Origin of the sequence: Affinundibacterium nitidum, assembly GCF_014284155.1 — a bacterium.
GTDB classification, from domain to species: domain Bacteria; phylum Pseudomonadota; class Gammaproteobacteria; order Burkholderiales; family Burkholderiaceae_D; genus Undibacterium; species Undibacterium nitidum.
This window is the reverse complement of sequence record NZ_JACOFZ010000001.1, coordinates 1,690,342-1,706,725: the sequence shown is the minus strand read 5'-3', so window position 1 is coordinate 1,706,725 and position 16,384 is coordinate 1,690,342. Positions and strand designations below refer to the sequence as shown.

The following is a 16,384-nucleotide window of genomic DNA, read 5'->3' as shown; positions in this document are numbered from 1 at the left end:
GATTTGATCGGAACGATGACGGTGGCAACAACAATATTTTGGTTTCGCCAAGACTTACGCTTGCATGATCAGGTGGCACTGAAGTTCGCATTGGATCAACTTGTGCAGACGGTAGAGCAGGACAGAAGAAGCCCCGATTTAGGACATCACCTATTGCCTGTTTTTTGTTTGCCTGACTTCCTGCAGACGAGCTCTTGGGGATTTTCTCGCATGAGTAGCTTGCGGAGGTATTGGCTCTTAAGTGCATTGCGTGATTTAAGCGATCAGCTCGCCAAGCTTGGCTGCCCTCTGTTAATTTGCCCAATCGATGCGAGCTCCGCTTTGCCGCAGTTGGCGCAACACGTAGGGGCACGGAAAATCGTTTGCGAAGAGATTGCAGCGCCAGAAGAACTCGCTGAAATTTCTGCTTTACGTAACGCAGGCCTGCAGGTGCACACGGTATGGCAAAGTAGTTTGCTTTCGTCCGATGATCTTCCTTGGGATAAGCAGTGTCTGCCTCAAGTATTCACCCAATTTCGACAGATCATTGAAGGCGAGGGCATTAGTCCACCGCCGCCTTTGCCCGCACCCAGTAGTCTTCCATCGTGGCCAACGACCATCATTCCTGCGCATTTGCAGTTGGATTTCAGTCAATTGCCATGGCAGGAGCCCACTCCAGATCCACGCTCCTCGTTTCCTCTGGGGGAGGGGGAATTCTCAGGCGGAGAAGCTGCGGCGTTGGAGCATCTTAGGCAGTATTTGCGGGCTCGGCTTCCACATACCTACAAACAAACGCGCAATGGCTTAATGGGGAAAGACTTCTCAAGTAAGTGGTCACCGTGGCTTGCCAATGGCGCATTGTCGGCTCGGAATGCCTATGCTGAGTTAAAACGATTTGAACTCGAGCATGGTGCGAACGATGGCAGCTATTGGTTGTGGTTCGAATTGCTATGGCGCGATTATTTCCGGTTCTTGCATCTGCAATATGGCGCGAAACTATATCGAGCTCAGGGCTTGAATTCAACGTCGAGTGAGGCCCACTCATCACACAATCAAACGAAGTTTGATGCCTGGTGCCAAGGAGCGACTGGTGAAAGTCTGATTGATGCAGCCATGCATGAATTGCACACCACGGGCTATTTGAGTAATCGTTTGCGGCAAGTGGTCGCTAGCTATTTGATTTACGAACTCGATGGAAATTGGCGCGCTGGGGCTGCATGGTTTGAAACCTGTTTAATCGATTATGACGTCTACAGCAACCAAGGCAACTGGCTATACATTGCGGGAAGAGGAACTGATCCGCGTGGTGGTCGACGTTTTAGTGTAGCGAAACAAGTGCGCGATCACGATAGAGATGGGCATTACCAGCGGACTTGGTCTACGTGATCACTTGAGAGAGATCGAACAGTGTTCATGTTGTGGTGATCTGTCAGCCTGCTTGCTAAAGTTTCGGTGCGCTGGCACAATGGAATTACCTACTTCACCTCAATGAAAGCACAACATGCTCAGTATCAGAGCGGCCGACCTCAGTGATGCTAACCGCCTCAGTCTTCTGGCAGAAACCAGTTTTCGCCATACTTTTGCAGCCAGTAATACCGCGGAAGACATGGACACCCATTGCCGAAATAGTTATAGCGAAGCGATACAAAGTGCAGAGATCGCACATCCTCAGATGCTCACACTTTTGGTCGAAGATGATGCACAGTTAGCTGCTTATGCACAGTTACGTTTTGATCATGCTCCGGAATGTGTCGCGGACCGCAATGCGGCTGAAATTCAGCGTCTATATGTAGCAAATGCTTGGCATGGCAAGGGCGTGGCGCAATCCTTGATGCGCGCATGTTTAGACGCCATCATCGAACGTGGGAAGAAAACCGCGTGGTTAGGTGTGTGGGAACATAATCCTCGTGCAATTAAGTTTTACCAAAAGTTCGGTTTTGTTGAGGTTGGGGAGCATGCTTTTCCGGTGGGAAGCGATCCTCAGCGCGATATTATCCTTTCACTCACGCTCAAACGCTGAAGTTTGAGTGTTTTGGTCTGAGCGATTTCCTAGAATGGGAAGTCAATGATCATTAAGCCTTGTTGTATCGCTTCCGAATTTCCTTGCGCTCTTTGATTCGGCTGCCTACAATAGCTTCGGGTGCTCATCCATGTGGATGAACAGGTAAAGCGAAGGTCGGGCCGCCTCGCATTTATTTGTTTGCGCGTATGGAAAAACTCTCTCTAGCCACTTTGCTGGCGATGGTGGCGAGCTACATCGCTACTTTCTTCGTTCATCTCTTCATCATTCTTCAACTATTGCGTTTCGTCAGAGAACAAATGTTTCTATGGGCTTTGTCGCGTAAATGGGAGATTTCGGTTGGTGTGTTTGTGGTCGCGTTTGAATTGCGCCCAGAACTGCAAGAGCCTCATAAGCAAAACATGTTGGCACTCGATTTTGATCAAGATGCAGGAAACCGTGTTTGGTCTGCGTGCGAATCGCTGCTGAAAATGCTGAATATAACTTAGTTGGCGAGGTCTTTTGCGACTTGTTCGGCGATGCTGCCCCATTCTTCATCGCTGAAAAGTCGCGAGCGAGTATGAAACGCTTTGCCGGTATTTCCCTCTAGGGAGAAAGTGCCACCATGGCCGTCGATTACATCGAGGATGAGTTGCGTGTGTTTCCAGTATTCATATTGCTGTTTGCCGATGTAGAACGGTACGCCGTCGAGCTCTCCTAATTTGACATCGTAAGGGCCAATCGTAAGGTCAGTGGGTAAGTAACAGTTGGCAGCGCTGTTGTCACAGCATCCGCCAGATTGGTGGAACATGATTTCACCGTATTCAGCCTTGAGTTGGACGATTAATTCCAATGCCGCAGCAGTGGCAATGACGCGCTCGACCATGAGGGTTTCCTTCAATGGATTTCTAAATGTAGGTAGGGATAGATTGCTCTATCCCTTTTCCCCTTTTTTACAATCAGAAGAAGCCTAGTTTGTTTTCGCTGTAGCTGACCAACAAATTCTTCGTTTGTTGATAGTGATCGAGCATCATCTTATGCGTTTCACGACCGATGCCAGATTCCTTGTATCCACCGAAGGCCGCATGCGCAGGATAGGCGTGGTAGCAGTTAGTCCAAACGCGACCAGCTTTGATGGCGCGTCCCATACGATAGGCGACATTACCGTTACGACTCCAGACACCAGCGCCAAGACCATACAAAGTGTCGTTCGCGATGACTAAGGCTTCAGCCTCATCTTTGAAGGTGGTGATCGCTAGCACTGGGCCAAAAATCTCTTCTTGGAAAATACGCATTTTGTTGTGACCTTTGAATAGCGTTGGCTGCACATAGTAGCCACCTTCTAAATCGCCGCCCAAGTGCGCTTGCGCACCACCTGCCAACACTTCAGCGCCTTCTTGTTTGCCGAGATCGAGGTAAGACAGAATTTTTGTCAATTGTTCTTTCGAAGCTTGTGCACCCATCATGCTATCGGTATCGAGAGGGTTTGCATGTTGGATGGCGGCCACACGTTTCAATACACGTTCCATGAACTTGTCGTAGATGCTTTCCTGAATTAAGGCGCGTGATGGGCAGGTGCAGACCTCACCTTGATTGAATGCGAATAAGACCAAACCTTCGATCGCTTTATCGAGGAAACCATCGTCTTTATCCATCACATCAGCAAAGAAAATATTCGGTGATTTACCACCTAACTCTAATGTCGCCGGAATCAAATTATTGGCGGCGGCTTGCGCAATGACGCGACCTGTCGAAGTCGAACCTGTAAAGGCGATCTTTGCGATACGTTTGCTATTGGCGAGCGGCATACCTGCTTCACGACCAAAACCGTTGACGATGTTTAATACACCCGGAGGTAACAAGTCAGCAATCAGATCTACCAAAATCAAAATGGAAATCGGAGTTGATTCCGCTGGTTTCAAAACCACACAATTACCGGCACCGAGAGCAGGCGCTAGCTTCCATGCTGCCATCAAGATCGGGAAGTTCCATGGAATGATCTGACCGACGACACCCAGTGGTTCGTGGTAGTGGTAAGCGACAGTGTTCTCATCGAGATCTGACAAGGCCCCTTCTTGTGCGCGCACACAGCCAGCGAAGTAACGGAAATGGTCGACCGTCAAAGGAATGTCCGCGTTTAAGGTTTCGCGTATGGCTTTACCGTTGTCGACTGTTTCGGCATAGGCTAAGAGTTCGAGATTCGCCTCAATGCGATCAGCGATCTTGAGCAAGATATTGGCACGCGTTGCTGCAGGCGTTTTACCCCAGGCGTCGGATGCAGCATGGGCGGCGTCTAAAGCAAGTTCGATGTCTTCTGTAGTGGAACGAGCCGCTTGAGTGTAGACCTTACCGCTAATCGGTGTGATGACATCAAAATATTGTCCCTTGACTGGTGCAGTCCATTTACCGCCGATGAAATTGTCATACTGTGATTGGTATTGAATCAGGGCACCTGCAGAACCTGGGGCTTGATAAATCATGTCTGTCTCCTTGTTGGAATCGAATGGGATGTTGTGCAACACTTTTTGCGTTGTCGTCTCTTGTTTTGCAAAAGCTGTGCCAGCTGCATTGATCTGGAAACAGCTTATTTCGGACGATGACGAAATGTTGCAATGCACATCAATATGTCAATTTAAATAAGGGAGTGAAATTTTTTGCATTGGCGTAGATAGGTTCGCCGAGTATGAGGGAGATTTTCAATTGGGCAAGAGAAGATGGAGCAGGTACAGTTGTCACATTTTGTGACACTGCTGATGTGAATTTTTGTGACAGCGCAAAAACCTGTCACATTTAGTCTGCGGAACGCTGAAAAATGCAGGAGAGTTTCGGTTATAGTAAGGCATACAAGACAGCTCGCGCATCCCTATCAGAGACACAATAGTCCAATTGTGCGAGCGAAGGAGACACTATGCGCCACCACGCTATCTTACCCGCACCGCATCTAAAGCAGGCCCGTTTGCAAATGATTGAGCAGGGTATAGACCCACGCGCTGATATCGATCGTCGCGTCGCCCAATCCTGGCAACGTAGTTTTCTTGCTGGCCTGTCGCCTCGAGGCCAAACAGAATGCGAAGATAATCTCAGCGCATCGAACTTACTGCATGCTCGAGATTTTAATCATGACTTGATTAGTCATTCCGAGCCTGTCATTGAATATCTTTTTGAACAGGTCAAGCATAGCCATAGCATGGTGATTTTGGCCGATGCACAAGGTGTCTTGATGCACACCCTTGGCGATTTAGATTTCTTGAGTAAGGCGGACCGCGTCGCGCTCAAATGTGGAGCTTCATGGGCTGAAAATCAACGTGGTACCAATGCCATTGGTACTGCCTTGGCCGAGTGTAATGAAATAGAAATTCACGGCGCGGAACATTATCTCGAACCGAATGAATTTCTCACTTGCGCGGCGGCACCTATCTTATCAGCGCAAGGACAATTGATGGGCATCCTCGATATTTCGGGTGACCATCGTAGCCGTCATCCACATACTTTGGGTTTAGTCTCGACTGCTGCCCAGATGATTGAAAATAGTATGGTGTTGAGCTCGGGTCAGCATCAAGTTTTACTGCAATTGCATACTCGCGCTGAAGGTATCGGGTCGGTGGCGCAAGCGGTGCTAGCGTTTTCTGAAGATGGGTATCTGGTTGGTGCAAACCGCAAAGCACTGAGTTTGCTGCAATTACAATATGCTGATATGCGTGCCGTACATTGGTCGCAGTTGTTTGAATCGAGTTTCGAACAGATGTTGACACAGCAACTGCGTCAAGCATCGTCGAGCACCGCATTGCGCACTAAGCGCAGTCTAGACTTGTTCGCGCAAATCCATCCCAATTCCTTGATGCATCGGTTTCAAACCGTACATAGTTTTGCATCGCGCCAAGCGAAGACACCGTCCACCACTGTCGATCAGCAGTGGCAAAGCGCGTTGGACAAAGCTTGTCGTGTGATCGATAAAGGCATTCCTTTGTTGGTCGTAGGTGAATCTGGGGTTGGCAAAGAAGTTTTTGCAAACGCAGTGCATAATGGCTCCGTTCGCGCTGATCGCAATTTTGTGGCCGTCAATTGCGCCGCCATTCCGGAACATTTAATTGAGGCCGAATTATTCGGTTATGTCGCTGGTGCATTTACAGGCGCCAGCCGTCAGGGTTCACAAGGGCGCATTCGCGAAGCGCATTGCGGCACACTGTTTTTGGATGAAATTGGAGATATGCCGCTGGCTTTGCAAACACGCTTGTTACGTGTTCTGCAAGAACGCCAAATTACCCCGCTAGGAAGTAGTACTGCGATCGCTGTCGACTTCAATCTGATTTGTGCGACTCATCGGCCGCTTAAGCAACGGGTAAGTCAAGGTTTATTCCGTGAGGATTTGTTCTACCGCATTAATGGCTTGCAGCTAGCATTACCGTCGCTCCGTGAGCGTAGTGATTTTGCCCCTCTTTGCTCACGAATTCTGCGTGAACTCGCGCCACATCAGCAGCTCTACATTGCGCCAGAGTTAATGGGAGCCTTGCGCCAATTTGCATGGCCAGGCAATCTACGCCAACTCCATCATTGTTTGCGCACCGCAGTTGCTTTGTTAGAACACGATGAAACTTGCATTGACTGGCAGCATTTGGCTGGCGATCTCTTACAAGATTTGGGTCGACAAGTAAGTGGGCAATCGGTTTGCGAAAAGCAGGAGCTGAAAGGGGAACTGCAAAGTGCAAGCAGCTCGACTACGCCAGCGCTATTCGAAGCAGAGGAGGGCGAGCAAGCAATCCACAACCTTCGTGCCTTGTCACTACAAATGATAGAACAAGCGCTGGTCGCTACCAATGGCAATGTATCCGCCGCGGCCCGCAGACTGGGAATCAGTCGCCAGACCATGTATAGGAAAATGCAGGAACGGCAGGGCTAGTTGAGGCTGCTGTGTCTTCAACATTCGTCTCGATTCCTACTGGACTGAAATTGACTCATGGATTTCTACTATCTTATTTTTGTAGGATCTTGAACATGGAAAATAGGCCTATCAATTTGCATGCGATACAGCGCAAATAGCAAATCGGACTGCGTGACTATTCCCTGCAGTTGTTTCTGATTATCCAAGATAGGAACAGAGTGTAGACCAAGGTCGGTAAACAGAACAACGAGCTCTAGGACATCGGACTCAACATAACAGGTGCTGACGCTCGTGTTCATGATGTGTCCTACGACTTGTGCTTGGCTCCCTGTTAGCTCTTGCGCACCATCGAGAAAATGGCGTAATCGCAAATCAAAGTCATGATAGATATCTAAACCAGCATGTTTGAGAAAGTCAATCAAACTAATGGTGCCGATCACTTTTCGGGTTTCGTCAATGACGGGAATGGACTTTATTTTGTGAGTGCGTAGCAATTGCCAACACTGCTTGAGATCTGTTTCAAATGTGACTGTGATTAGATGCCGCGACATGATGTCACCGCAGCTCGCTGTTCCATGTCGACGGCGGTGTGCCTGTATTTCGGTTTTGGTGATAAGGTTTTTTAAATCACTACGACTAATATCCAGCAGCTTACCATGCTGCAACAGGACCGCATCAAGGTCTGCATCAGTAACCCCAAGCCGAGTACTGATTTGAGTATCGCCAGTACGATGCAGATTTTCATTTATTTTCACTGTTTGCGGGTAGGACACTTTTCGCATGCGGTGAAATGCCACCGCCACCAAAATCAAAGACGTGGTTTGTAATGCGACAGGTGCCCAGATAAAGCTCCACCCTAGGTGTTTAATTGGAGCGCCACCAAGCACTGAAAGCAATGCGATTGCTCCGCCCGGCGGGTGTAGGCTGCGAGTGGCGATCATTGCGAGCACAGCGAGGGCAACCGCGAGCACTGCCACAGCAGGACTGCGCTCCATGAGGAATGCGCAGGTGAGTCCGACAGCTGCTGAAATACAATTCCCGAACAATGCTGGCCATGGTTGTGCTAGCGGGCTTGATGGCACAGCAAAGATCAGTACTGCGCTGGCACCCATGGGCGCCACCAATAGTGGAAGTGAACTGCTGTTGCCAAAAATCAGATAGCTCGTCCACGCCGCCAAACTCAAACCCAGCAGTGCCCCTAGCGCTGCGAGCCATCGTTCTTTTTGACTCAAAGAATTGCGCGGTGGAACAAGGCTTCGAACCAGCAATTTGAGGTCTGAAATATAGAAACTGCTGTTCACGCGAAGTCACGCTAGGACGAGGCTAGCATTCTGTCTGAGAGACATGCAATGTTTCATGATTTCGCACTTCTTACAAATAAGAATCTTGTCCGAAATCAAGGAAAATAGAGTTCACTACGAAGAATTGACATCGACCGGCGGTGGCTTGATTCGGAACGCTGTTCAGATGCTATACGGTTGCCCTCTGTTGCAGTTCATTCGGCGTTTTCTGTATCTGCCGGGCGGCCAGAACGATCGACCAATGTTGAGTTGAGGGGGATCGTCCAATTGCTACCAAATAGTTCGACAGGGTGAGGGGTGCGGTCGGCACCATTGCCGCAGGCAAGTGCATTCCACTTGCAATAACGATCGCAGCCCCAGCACAGCCGCTCTGGGTGTGAAGGTGCGAGCGGAAATGTCTTGGCGTTCATCTCGCCATCATGTACTAGCGGTACGAGGCAAAGCAAGAAATCGGAAAGAAAGAATTCGTTTTTATGATCTGACTCAAGTTCAATATGAGTACCTGCCGCGATGCTGGATGTCGATCTTAGGCTTATCAAAAAAGCGATCGAGTCGTTTTTCTCCTAGCCTATGCTCGATCGATCGGTTTGTGCATGTGTTTGCATAGGTTTAACTAGTTCCTTCAGCCTATTCTCAACGCCAATCGGGTGACCCAGCTCACCCAATAGAAGAATTTTGATCTCTTAGTTCGAAGCCTAGAATGTTCTTACTATAGCGAACATTGGGAGTTGTCATGAGTAATTCAAGAAAGGCGGCATCCGTACTTGCATCGAGTACGTTGGCGTTCACCGTATGCTTTACGATTTGGATGATGTTTGGCGTGATCGGTATTCCGATTAAGAGTGCCCTACATTTGAACGAAACAGAGTTCGGGATATTGACGGCTATGCCCGTCCTGACGGGCTCTTTGATTCGGGTTCCGCTTGGAATATGGACCGATCGCTTTGGTGGAAGAATCGTTTTATTCTTATTGATGTTGTCGACTGTGCTGCCTATCTATCTCATTTCATATGCAACTGAGTATTGGCACTTCTTAGTACTCGGACTATTCGTCGGTTTAGCCGGTGGATCGTTTTCGGTCGGTACACCTTATGTCGCAAGATGGTTTAAGAAAGATAGGCAAGGTTTGGCGATGGGAATTTTTGGTGCCGGCAACTCAGGTGCCGCCGTGAACAAATTCATTGCGCCAGTGTTGATCGCAGCAGCGGGTTGGACCTTGGTGCCTAAAGTGTACGCTGTGATGATGTTGGTAGCGGCATTCATTTTCTGGTTATTTTCTGCCACAGATCCAAGCCATAACGTGAAATCAAATGTAAAGTTTATCGATCAGTTGAAAATGCTAAAAGATCCTAAAGTATGGCGTTACTGCCAATACTATTCCGTTGTCTTCGGCGGCTATGTAGGTTTGAGCTTGTGGATGGTGAAGTACTATGTCACGGAATATGGCTTTGACATTAAGAGTGCAGCGTTATTAGCAGCCTGTTTCTCCTTGCCTGGCGGTGTACTGCGTGCGCTTGGTGGCTGGCTTGCGGACAAATATGGAGCCTATAAAGTGACTTGGTGGGTGATGTGGGTGTGTTGGGTTGCATTCTTTTTGCTCTCTTATCCGCAAACAAACTTTACGATCAAGACCATCAATGGCAGTAAGGATTTCTTTATCGGTTTGACACCCTTTGTGTTCACAACACTTTTATTCATCGTCGGATTGGCGATGGCGATTGGCAAAGCCTCTGTCTTCAAATTTATCTCAGACGAATATAGTACGAATATTGGTGCGGTCTCTGGGGTTGTTGGTTTGGCAGGAGGATTGGGCGGTTTTATTTTGCCGATACTATTCGGGATAGTGGCTGATTTGACGGGAGTGCGCAGCTCATGCTTTATGCTGTTGTATGGAACAGTGTGTGTGTCCCTTGTTTGGATGCACTTCCAGTTTCGCGCTGAAGTGAGTGTTAAGGCGCCTTCTGTAGGGGCTGGTCAGGTGCCAGCTTAGGTAAATGCAGCAATGATTCTTGGATGCTCAGTAAGTAAGGACGATGTCATTAAAACCGAGTGGCGACATCTTGTACATGACGACGGCGTCTATTGCCTATGACAAGATGGTGATCGGTTTATTCCCGCAAGAGTGATCATTCCAAATGAATGATCACTTTTAGTCGTTGGTGGCGTGCGCATGAAACAATGCCGCGCTGCCGATTTAAGGCTGAGGATGTATGGAGGCGGTGATTAGTCTTTCTGTTACACAAAGCGTGAAGTGGGACAAGCTTTTAGCTTTTGATAGAGACTTCATGGGACGATTGAATTGCCTTGGCAAGTGCTTTATCAGCGACGTGAATGTGCGAAGTGAGCCAAAACCTCAATAATTCCGCGGTCTCTTGTGCGACATAGGCGCGATTCTCAGCGAGCGCCTTTTGCAAAGTGAGCACGCGCTCGATGAGCTTTCTGTGTTGCTTTTTGTGACTGGCCAGTTCTAGAAATTGATACTCTTCCATCATTTTTTCTTCACGCGCAAAATGCTCACTAGTGTAGATCAGTAGCCGCTGAAGTATCTCTTCCAAAATATCCGTATCTTGATTGGCATTGGCGGCGCCGTGCAGTTCGTTAATCAATTCAATTAAGCTTTTATGATCATTATCTAGCGCGGCTTCGCCTACACTGAGCGACCGATCCCATTGGAAGTAAGGCATTCCGAATCTCCATAACAATTTGTCTCTCGCACATTCTTCTTAGCGAGTGTAGTTCAAAACTGCACATTGAGTCCTCTATTTGTGTTGATTTTGATGTCTCTAGTTCGAAAGAACTATTTATTCATAGTGCGAATGCGATCTCTTCGCCACCTCAACGAAGAATGTCCGAATGGTCGATGAATCTTTAATATCTCCTCGTATCAGACTGGCGTGAACCCTTGCTCAGGTTCACATATTAAGGAGCTTGAGATGAGTCATTTTTTAGATCGCTTGAAGTTCATGTCCAAGGTGAAATCCACCTATTCCAATGGTCATGGTGCTGTAGTTGATGAAGACAGACAATGGGAGAACGCGTATCGCAGTCGCTGGCAACACGACAAGATCGTGCGTTCGACACATGGTGTGAACTGCACGGGCTCTTGTTCGTGGAAAGTGTATGTCAAGAACGGGTTGATCACTTGGGAGACTCAGCAGACCGATTACCCTCGTACCCGTCCAGATCTGCCAAATCATGAACCGCGCGGTTGTCCACGTGGGGCCTCGTACAGCTGGTATGTGTATTCAGCTCAGCGTGTGAAATATCCGATGATTCGTGGCCGCTTGATGGAAATGTGGCAAGAGGCGCGCAAGACGATGGGGCCGATTCAGGCATGGGAATCGATCAGTCAAGATCCGGTTAAAGCGAAGCGTTATAAATCGGTGCGTGGCCTCGGTGGTTTTGTACGCGCAGATTGGGATACCGCGCAAGAGATTATCGCAGCGGCGAACGCTTTCACCGTGAAAAAGTTTGGACCAGACCGCGTGATTGGTTTCTCGCCGATTCCTGCGATGTCGATGGTGTCCTACGCTGCTGGGGCACGTTACCTTTCTTTAATCGGTGGCGCTTGTTTGTCATTCTATGATTGGTACTGTGACTTACCGCCAGCGAGCCCGCAAATTTGGGGTGAACAAACCGACGTACCAGAATCCGCTGATTGGTATAACTCCACCTACTTGATGGTATGGGGTTCAAACGTTCCACAAACCCGCACTCCTGACGCCCACTTCTATACCGAGGTGCGCTACAAAGGAACAAAGACCGTTGCCGTGTCTTCAGACTTTGGTGAGATGGTGAAATTCGGCGACATCTGGATGGCACCTAAACAAGGCACCGACGCCGCTTTGGCGATGGCCATGGGCCACGTGATTTTGAAAGAATTCCACCTAGGTGGTAAGTCGGAGTACTTCCGCAGCTACGTCAAGCAATATACTGATTTCCCTATGTTGGTGCGCTTGGTTGAGCGTAATGGCAGTTATGTACCAGATCATTTCCTGCGTGCCTCACAATTGCCAGGAAATTTGAACGAAGCCAATAATCCTGACTGGAAAACAGTTGCTATCGATAGCGCGACCAATGAAATTGTCGCGCCGAATGGTTCGATCGGATTCCGCTGGGGCGAGGGTACAGTCAATGATGGTGCGAAAGTCGGACGTTGGAACTTGGAAGCGAAAGATGGCGGTTCTGGACGTGAAATCGATCCCGTTTTGAGTTTAGTGAGTGGGCATGACGACGTCGTCAGTGTTGGCTTCAATTACTTTGGTGGTACCGATGCCAATGATATGGTGCAGCGAAATGTGCCAGTGCGCCGCGTCGCTTTGGCTGATGGCTCTACTGCCTTGGTCGCCACCGTGTACGATTTGTCGATGGCGAATTATGGCGTCGATCAAGGTTTGGGTGGTGCAGTCGCTAGTTCTTATGACGACGATGTGCCTTACACACCAGCATGGCAAGAGAAACACACTAGTGTAAAACGCGAATTGGTGATTCAAGTAGCACGTGAATTCGCCCAAAACGCACACGATACACATGGTAAGAGCATGGTCATCGTCGGTGCTGCTTTGAATCACTGGTACCACAACGACATGATTTATCGCGGCATCATCAATATGTTGATGATGTGCGGTTGTGTAGGTCAATCTGGTGGCGGTTGGGCACATTACGTTGGTCAAGAAAAGCTGCGTCCGCAATTCGGTTGGGCTCCACTCGCGTTTGCGTCTGACTGGACCCGCCCACCGCGTCAAATGAACGGCACTAGTTTCTTTTATGCGCATACAAGTCAGTGGCGTCATGAGAAATTGCATATCGATGAAATTCTCGCACCGACTGCGGATAGATCCAAAGTCAGTCATATGAGCATGATCGATATGAATGCCAAGTCGGAACGCATGGGTTGGTTGCCATCGGCACCGCAGTTAGAAACTAATCCGCTTGATGTGTGTGATGCAGCAGCGGCTGCAGGTTTGGAACCTGCCGAATATCTGAAGCAGAGCTTAAAAACAGGCGCAGTCAATATGAGCTGCGATGATCCAGATAATCCTAAGAATTTCCCACGCAATATGTTTGTGTGGCGTTCGAATATTCTCGGTAGTTCTGGTAAAGGTCATGAGTACTTCCTGAAGTATTTACTCGGCACACAGAACGCCTTGTTTGATGATCCTGAAGATGCCGTCAAACCATCGGAAGTGAAATTCCGCGAAGTAGCGGCTGAGGGTAAATTGGACTTGTTGACGGTGCTTGATTTCCGTATGAGTACCACTTGCTTGTATGGCGACATTGTCTTGCCGACAGCAACCTGGTACGAGAAGGATGATCTGAATACTTCCGACATGCATCCTTTCATTCATCCCTTGAGTGAAGCGGTGCAGCCGCTGTGGGAAAGTAAAACGGACTGGGAGATCTACAAAGGTATCGCTAAGAAGTTCACTGAAATTGGCGGTGACTATCTCGGCACGCGCAAAGACATCGTTCTGCAGCCATTAATGCACGATACACCAGGTGAACTCGGCCAAGCTTTCGAGCCCAAAGATTGGAAGAAAGGTGAATGCGATCTCATCCCTGGAAAGACTGCCCCTAATTTCGTCGTAGTCGAACGCAATTATAGGGAAATTTACAAAAAGTTTACCTCGATCGGGCCATTATTAGACAAGTTGGGTAATGGTGGTAAAGGCATCAATTGGAACACTGAGCATGAAGTGCATGAGATTGGTGGCATCACCAAAGTGGTCACCGAAGACGGTGTGTCAAAAGGTCGTCCGCGTTTAGAAACAGCGATCGACGCGTGCGAAATGATCTTGACCTTTGCACCAGAAACGAATGGTCACGTTTCGGTCAAAGCCTGGGATGCACTGTCAAAAATTACCGGGCGTAATCATACGCATTTAGCAGTCGGACGTGAACATGACAAGATTCGTTTCCGTGATGTACAGGCGCAGCCACGCAAGATTATTTCCGCACCAACCTGGTCAGGCTTGGAATCAGAAGAAGTCAGCTACAACGCGGGCTACACCAACGTCCACGAATTGATTCCATGGCGCACACTCACTGGTCGTCAGCAGTTCTATCAAGACCATCGTTGGATGCTCGATTTTGGTGAAGGTTTGTGTGTTTATAAACCGGCGATCGATACGAAGACTGTGGCACCGATGCTGAATAAGGCACCGAACGGTGAGAAAGAAATTGTCTTGAACTGGATTACACCACATCAAAAATGGGGTATCCACTCGACTTACTCTGACAACTTGCGCATGTTGACTTTGTCTCGTGGTGGTCCTCACGTGTGGGTGTCCGAGATCGAAGCCAAAGAAGCAGGTTTGGTCGATAACGATTGGGTTGAGGTTTTTAATAGCAACGGTACTTTGACGGCCCGTGTCGTTGTTAGTCAACGTGTGCCAAAAGGCATGTGCTTGATGTATCACGCTCAAGAGAAGATCGTAAACACGCCGGGCGCAGAACTCTCAGGTATGCGCGGCGGTATCCATAACTCCGTCACACGGGCGGTTCTGAAACCCACGCATATGATTGGTGGTTATGCCCAGCAAGCTTACGGCTTTAACTACTACGGCACCGTCGGTAGCAATCGTGATGAGTTTGTGGTCTTACGTAAGATGAAAAAAGTGGATTGGTTAGAAGGCAAATTGGAAGAGGAGTCCGCATCATGAAAATTCGCGCACAAGTAGGCATGGTGTTGAACCTCGACAAATGTATCGGTTGTCATACTTGCTCGGTTACTTGTAAGAACGTGTGGACCAGTCGCGATGGTGTGGAATACGCTTGGTTCAATAACGTTGAAACAAAACCAGGTATTGGCTATCCAAAAGAGTGGGAAAATCAACAGAAGTGGAAGGGCGGTTGGCAGCGCAATGCTGCCGGTAAGTTGGAACCGAAACAAGGTGGAAAACTGCGTATCTTGGCGAATATTTTCGCTAATCCAAACCTGCCACAGATCGACGACTACTACGAGCCATTTACCTTTGACTACGAGCGTTTGCAAAACGCACCATTGTCGCAAACACCACCGACCGCTCGTCCCGTCTCTGTCTTCACTGGCAAAAAAATGGACAAGATTGTTTGGGGCCCGAACTGGGAAGATGACTTAGGTGGTGAATTTAGTTCACGTAGTCGTGATCAGCTGTTCGAAGGCATACAAAAGGAAATGTATAGCACTTTCGAATCGACTTTCATGATGTATTTGCCACGTCTGTGCGAACACTGCTTGAATCCAGCTTGCGTAGCTTCTTGCCCATCGGGCTCGATCTACAAACGTGAAGATGACGGTATTGTATTGGTCGATCAAGACAAGTGCCGCGGTTGGCGTATGTGTATCTCTGGTTGCCCTTACAAAAAGATTTATTACAATTGGAGTTCAGGCAAAGCAGAGAAATGTACCTTCTGTTATCCACGTATCGAAGCAGGTCAACCGACCGTGTGCTCCGAGACGTGCGTAGGTCGCATCCGTTACCTCGGCGTCTTGCTGTATGACGCCGATAAAATCGAAGCAGCGGCATCGACACCAAATGAGCAAGACTTGTATCAGGCGCAGTTAGATTGCTTCTTAGACCCGCATGATCCTGCAGTCATCGCTGAAGCGCGCAAGCATGGCATTCCAGAGAGCTGGATTGAGTCTGCACAGAAATCGCCAGTCTACAAAATGGCGATGGAATGGAAGATTGCTTTCCCACTGCATCCAGAATATCGCACATTGCCTATGGTTTGGTATGTGCCTCCGCTGTCGCCAATTCAAAAAGCGGCAGAAGCAGGTCATATGGGCATGAACGGTATTATTCCAGACGTGAAGTCTTTGCGTATTCCAGTGCGTTATTTGGCGAATTTACTAACAGCAGGAAAAGAAGAGCCTGTCTTGCAAGCACTTGAAAAAATGTTGGCGATGCGTGCCTACAAACGTTCCGAAGTAGTGCATGGCGAATTCGACGAGGCGGTGCTGAAGCAGGTTGGTCTGACTGCGGCACAAGTCGAAGACATGTATCAAACGATGGCGATTGCCAACTACGAAGATCGATTCGTGATTCCTTCCTCGCACAAAGAAATGGTGGAAGATAGTTTCAACGAAAAAGGCAGTTGTGGCTTCACGTTCGGCAACGGCTGCTCCGGCGGCACCTCCGATGGTTCTTTGTTTGGTAAGAAGCCGCAGGGTAGTGTGATTTTTGTGGATATGCCGAAGTCACGCAAGAAGTTATCGACCACTGAGTAACTCCCTTCTCCCGC

The 16,384-nt window shown here is 48.7% G+C and carries 12 protein-coding genes; 7 read left to right on the top strand and 5 right to left on the bottom strand.

Annotation, left to right across the window (positions count from 1 at the left end; translation table 11 throughout):
- Nucleotides 1-21: 21 nt before the first annotated feature.
- From H8K36_RS07305 to H8K36_RS07295, 3 genes are all read left to right on the top strand, one after another.
- Complete coding sequence (locus tag H8K36_RS07305; RefSeq protein WP_186914356.1) at nucleotides 22-1,365, top strand: DASH family cryptochrome; 1,344 nt, start codon at nucleotides 22-24, stop codon at nucleotides 1,363-1,365.
- A gap of 115 nt (nucleotides 1,366-1,480) precedes the next feature.
- Complete coding sequence (locus H8K36_RS07300; RefSeq protein ID WP_186914358.1) at nucleotides 1,481-1,999, top strand: GNAT family N-acetyltransferase; 519 nt, start codon at nucleotides 1,481-1,483, stop codon at nucleotides 1,997-1,999.
- 188 nt (nucleotides 2,000-2,187) lie between these two features.
- Nucleotides 2,188-2,487: a hypothetical protein gene (locus H8K36_RS07295; protein WP_186914360.1), complete on the top strand. Its 300-nt coding sequence runs from the start codon at nucleotides 2,188-2,190 to the stop codon at nucleotides 2,485-2,487.
- On the opposite strand, the gene H8K36_RS07290 is transcribed toward H8K36_RS07295, so the two are convergent.
- Together H8K36_RS07290 and exaC are read right to left on the bottom strand one after the other, a co-directional pair.
- Nucleotides 2,484-2,864: a DUF779 domain-containing protein gene (locus tag H8K36_RS07290; protein ID WP_186914362.1), complete on the bottom strand. Its 381-nt coding sequence runs from the start codon at nucleotides 2,862-2,864 to the stop codon at nucleotides 2,484-2,486. The two genes, H8K36_RS07295 and H8K36_RS07290, sit on opposite strands and share 4 nt — an antisense overlap.
- Before the next feature lie 73 nt (nucleotides 2,865-2,937).
- Nucleotides 2,938-4,458, bottom strand: a complete 1,521-nt coding sequence (gene exaC / locus H8K36_RS07285; protein ID WP_186914364.1) for an acetaldehyde dehydrogenase ExaC — start codon at nucleotides 4,456-4,458, stop codon at nucleotides 2,938-2,940.
- Nucleotides 4,459-4,886: 428 nt separating this feature from the next.
- Between exaC and H8K36_RS07280 the strand changes: the two genes are divergently transcribed.
- A complete protein-coding gene (locus H8K36_RS07280; RefSeq protein ID WP_186914366.1) occupies nucleotides 4,887-6,875 on the top strand; it encodes a sigma-54-dependent Fis family transcriptional regulator in 1,989 nt (662 codons plus the stop codon).
- Nucleotides 6,876-6,943: 68 nt separating this feature from the next.
- Here the strand turns inward: H8K36_RS07280 and H8K36_RS07275 are convergent, their stop codons facing one another.
- Nucleotides 6,944-8,158 carry an HPP family protein gene (locus H8K36_RS07275; RefSeq protein ID WP_186914367.1) on the bottom strand — a complete coding sequence of 405 codons (1,215 nt, stop codon included), beginning with the start codon at nucleotides 8,156-8,158 and terminating at the stop codon, nucleotides 6,944-6,946.
- A 194-nt stretch (nucleotides 8,159-8,352) separates the two neighbouring features.
- Nucleotides 8,353-8,568: a DUF3079 domain-containing protein gene (locus H8K36_RS07270; protein ID WP_186914369.1), complete on the bottom strand. Its 216-nt coding sequence runs from the start codon at nucleotides 8,566-8,568 to the stop codon at nucleotides 8,353-8,355.
- A 323-nt stretch (nucleotides 8,569-8,891) separates the two neighbouring features.
- Between H8K36_RS07270 and H8K36_RS07265 the strand changes: the two genes are divergently transcribed.
- Nucleotides 8,892-10,148, top strand: a complete 1,257-nt coding sequence (locus tag H8K36_RS07265) for an MFS transporter (protein ID WP_186914371.1) — start codon at nucleotides 8,892-8,894, stop codon at nucleotides 10,146-10,148.
- Between the two features lie 274 nt (nucleotides 10,149-10,422).
- Here the strand turns inward: H8K36_RS07265 and H8K36_RS07260 are convergent, their stop codons facing one another.
- Nucleotides 10,423-10,842 (bottom strand): bacteriohemerythrin, encoded by a 420-nt coding sequence (locus tag H8K36_RS07260; RefSeq protein WP_186914373.1) that lies wholly within the window; start codon nucleotides 10,840-10,842, stop codon nucleotides 10,423-10,425.
- A 249-nt stretch (nucleotides 10,843-11,091) separates the two neighbouring features.
- Between H8K36_RS07260 and H8K36_RS07255 the strand changes: the two genes are divergently transcribed.
- Entirely contained in the window at nucleotides 11,092-14,820 is a 3,729-nt protein-coding gene (locus tag H8K36_RS07255) for a nitrate reductase subunit alpha (RefSeq protein WP_186914375.1), read from the top strand.
- A complete protein-coding gene (gene narH / locus H8K36_RS07250; RefSeq protein ID WP_186914377.1) occupies nucleotides 14,817-16,370 on the top strand; it encodes a nitrate reductase subunit beta in 1,554 nt (517 codons plus the stop codon). Before H8K36_RS07255 ends, narH begins: the two co-directional genes overlap by 4 nt.
- The last annotated feature ends 14 nt before the right edge of the window (nucleotides 16,371-16,384 follow it).

Bases quoted from the DNA above. Each gene is read 5' to 3' on its own strand.
- H8K36_RS07300 (WP_186914358.1), top strand. From the start codon at position 1,481: ATGCTCAGTATCAGAGCGGCCGACCTCAGTGATGCTAACCGCCTCAGT.
- H8K36_RS07295 (WP_186914360.1), top strand. From the start codon at position 2,188: ATGGAAAAACTCTCTCTAGCCACTTTGCTGGCGATGGTGGCGAGCTAC.
- H8K36_RS07290 (WP_186914362.1), bottom strand. From the start codon at position 2,864: ATGGTCGAGCGCGTCATTGCCACTGCTGCGGCATTGGAATTAATCGTC.
- exaC (WP_186914364.1), bottom strand. From the start codon at position 4,458: ATGATTTATCAAGCCCCAGGTTCTGCAGGTGCCCTGATTCAATACCAA.
- H8K36_RS07280 (WP_186914366.1), top strand. From the start codon at position 4,887: ATGCGCCACCACGCTATCTTACCCGCACCGCATCTAAAGCAGGCCCGT.
- H8K36_RS07270 (WP_186914369.1), bottom strand. From the start codon at position 8,568: ATGAACGCCAAGACATTTCCGCTCGCACCTTCACACCCAGAGCGGCTG.
- H8K36_RS07265 (WP_186914371.1), top strand. From the start codon at position 8,892: ATGAGTAATTCAAGAAAGGCGGCATCCGTACTTGCATCGAGTACGTTG.
- H8K36_RS07260 (WP_186914373.1), bottom strand. From the start codon at position 10,842: ATGCCTTACTTCCAATGGGATCGGTCGCTCAGTGTAGGCGAAGCCGCG.
- H8K36_RS07255 (WP_186914375.1), top strand. From the start codon at position 11,092: ATGAGTCATTTTTTAGATCGCTTGAAGTTCATGTCCAAGGTGAAATCC.
- narH (WP_186914377.1), top strand. From the start codon at position 14,817: ATGAAAATTCGCGCACAAGTAGGCATGGTGTTGAACCTCGACAAATGT.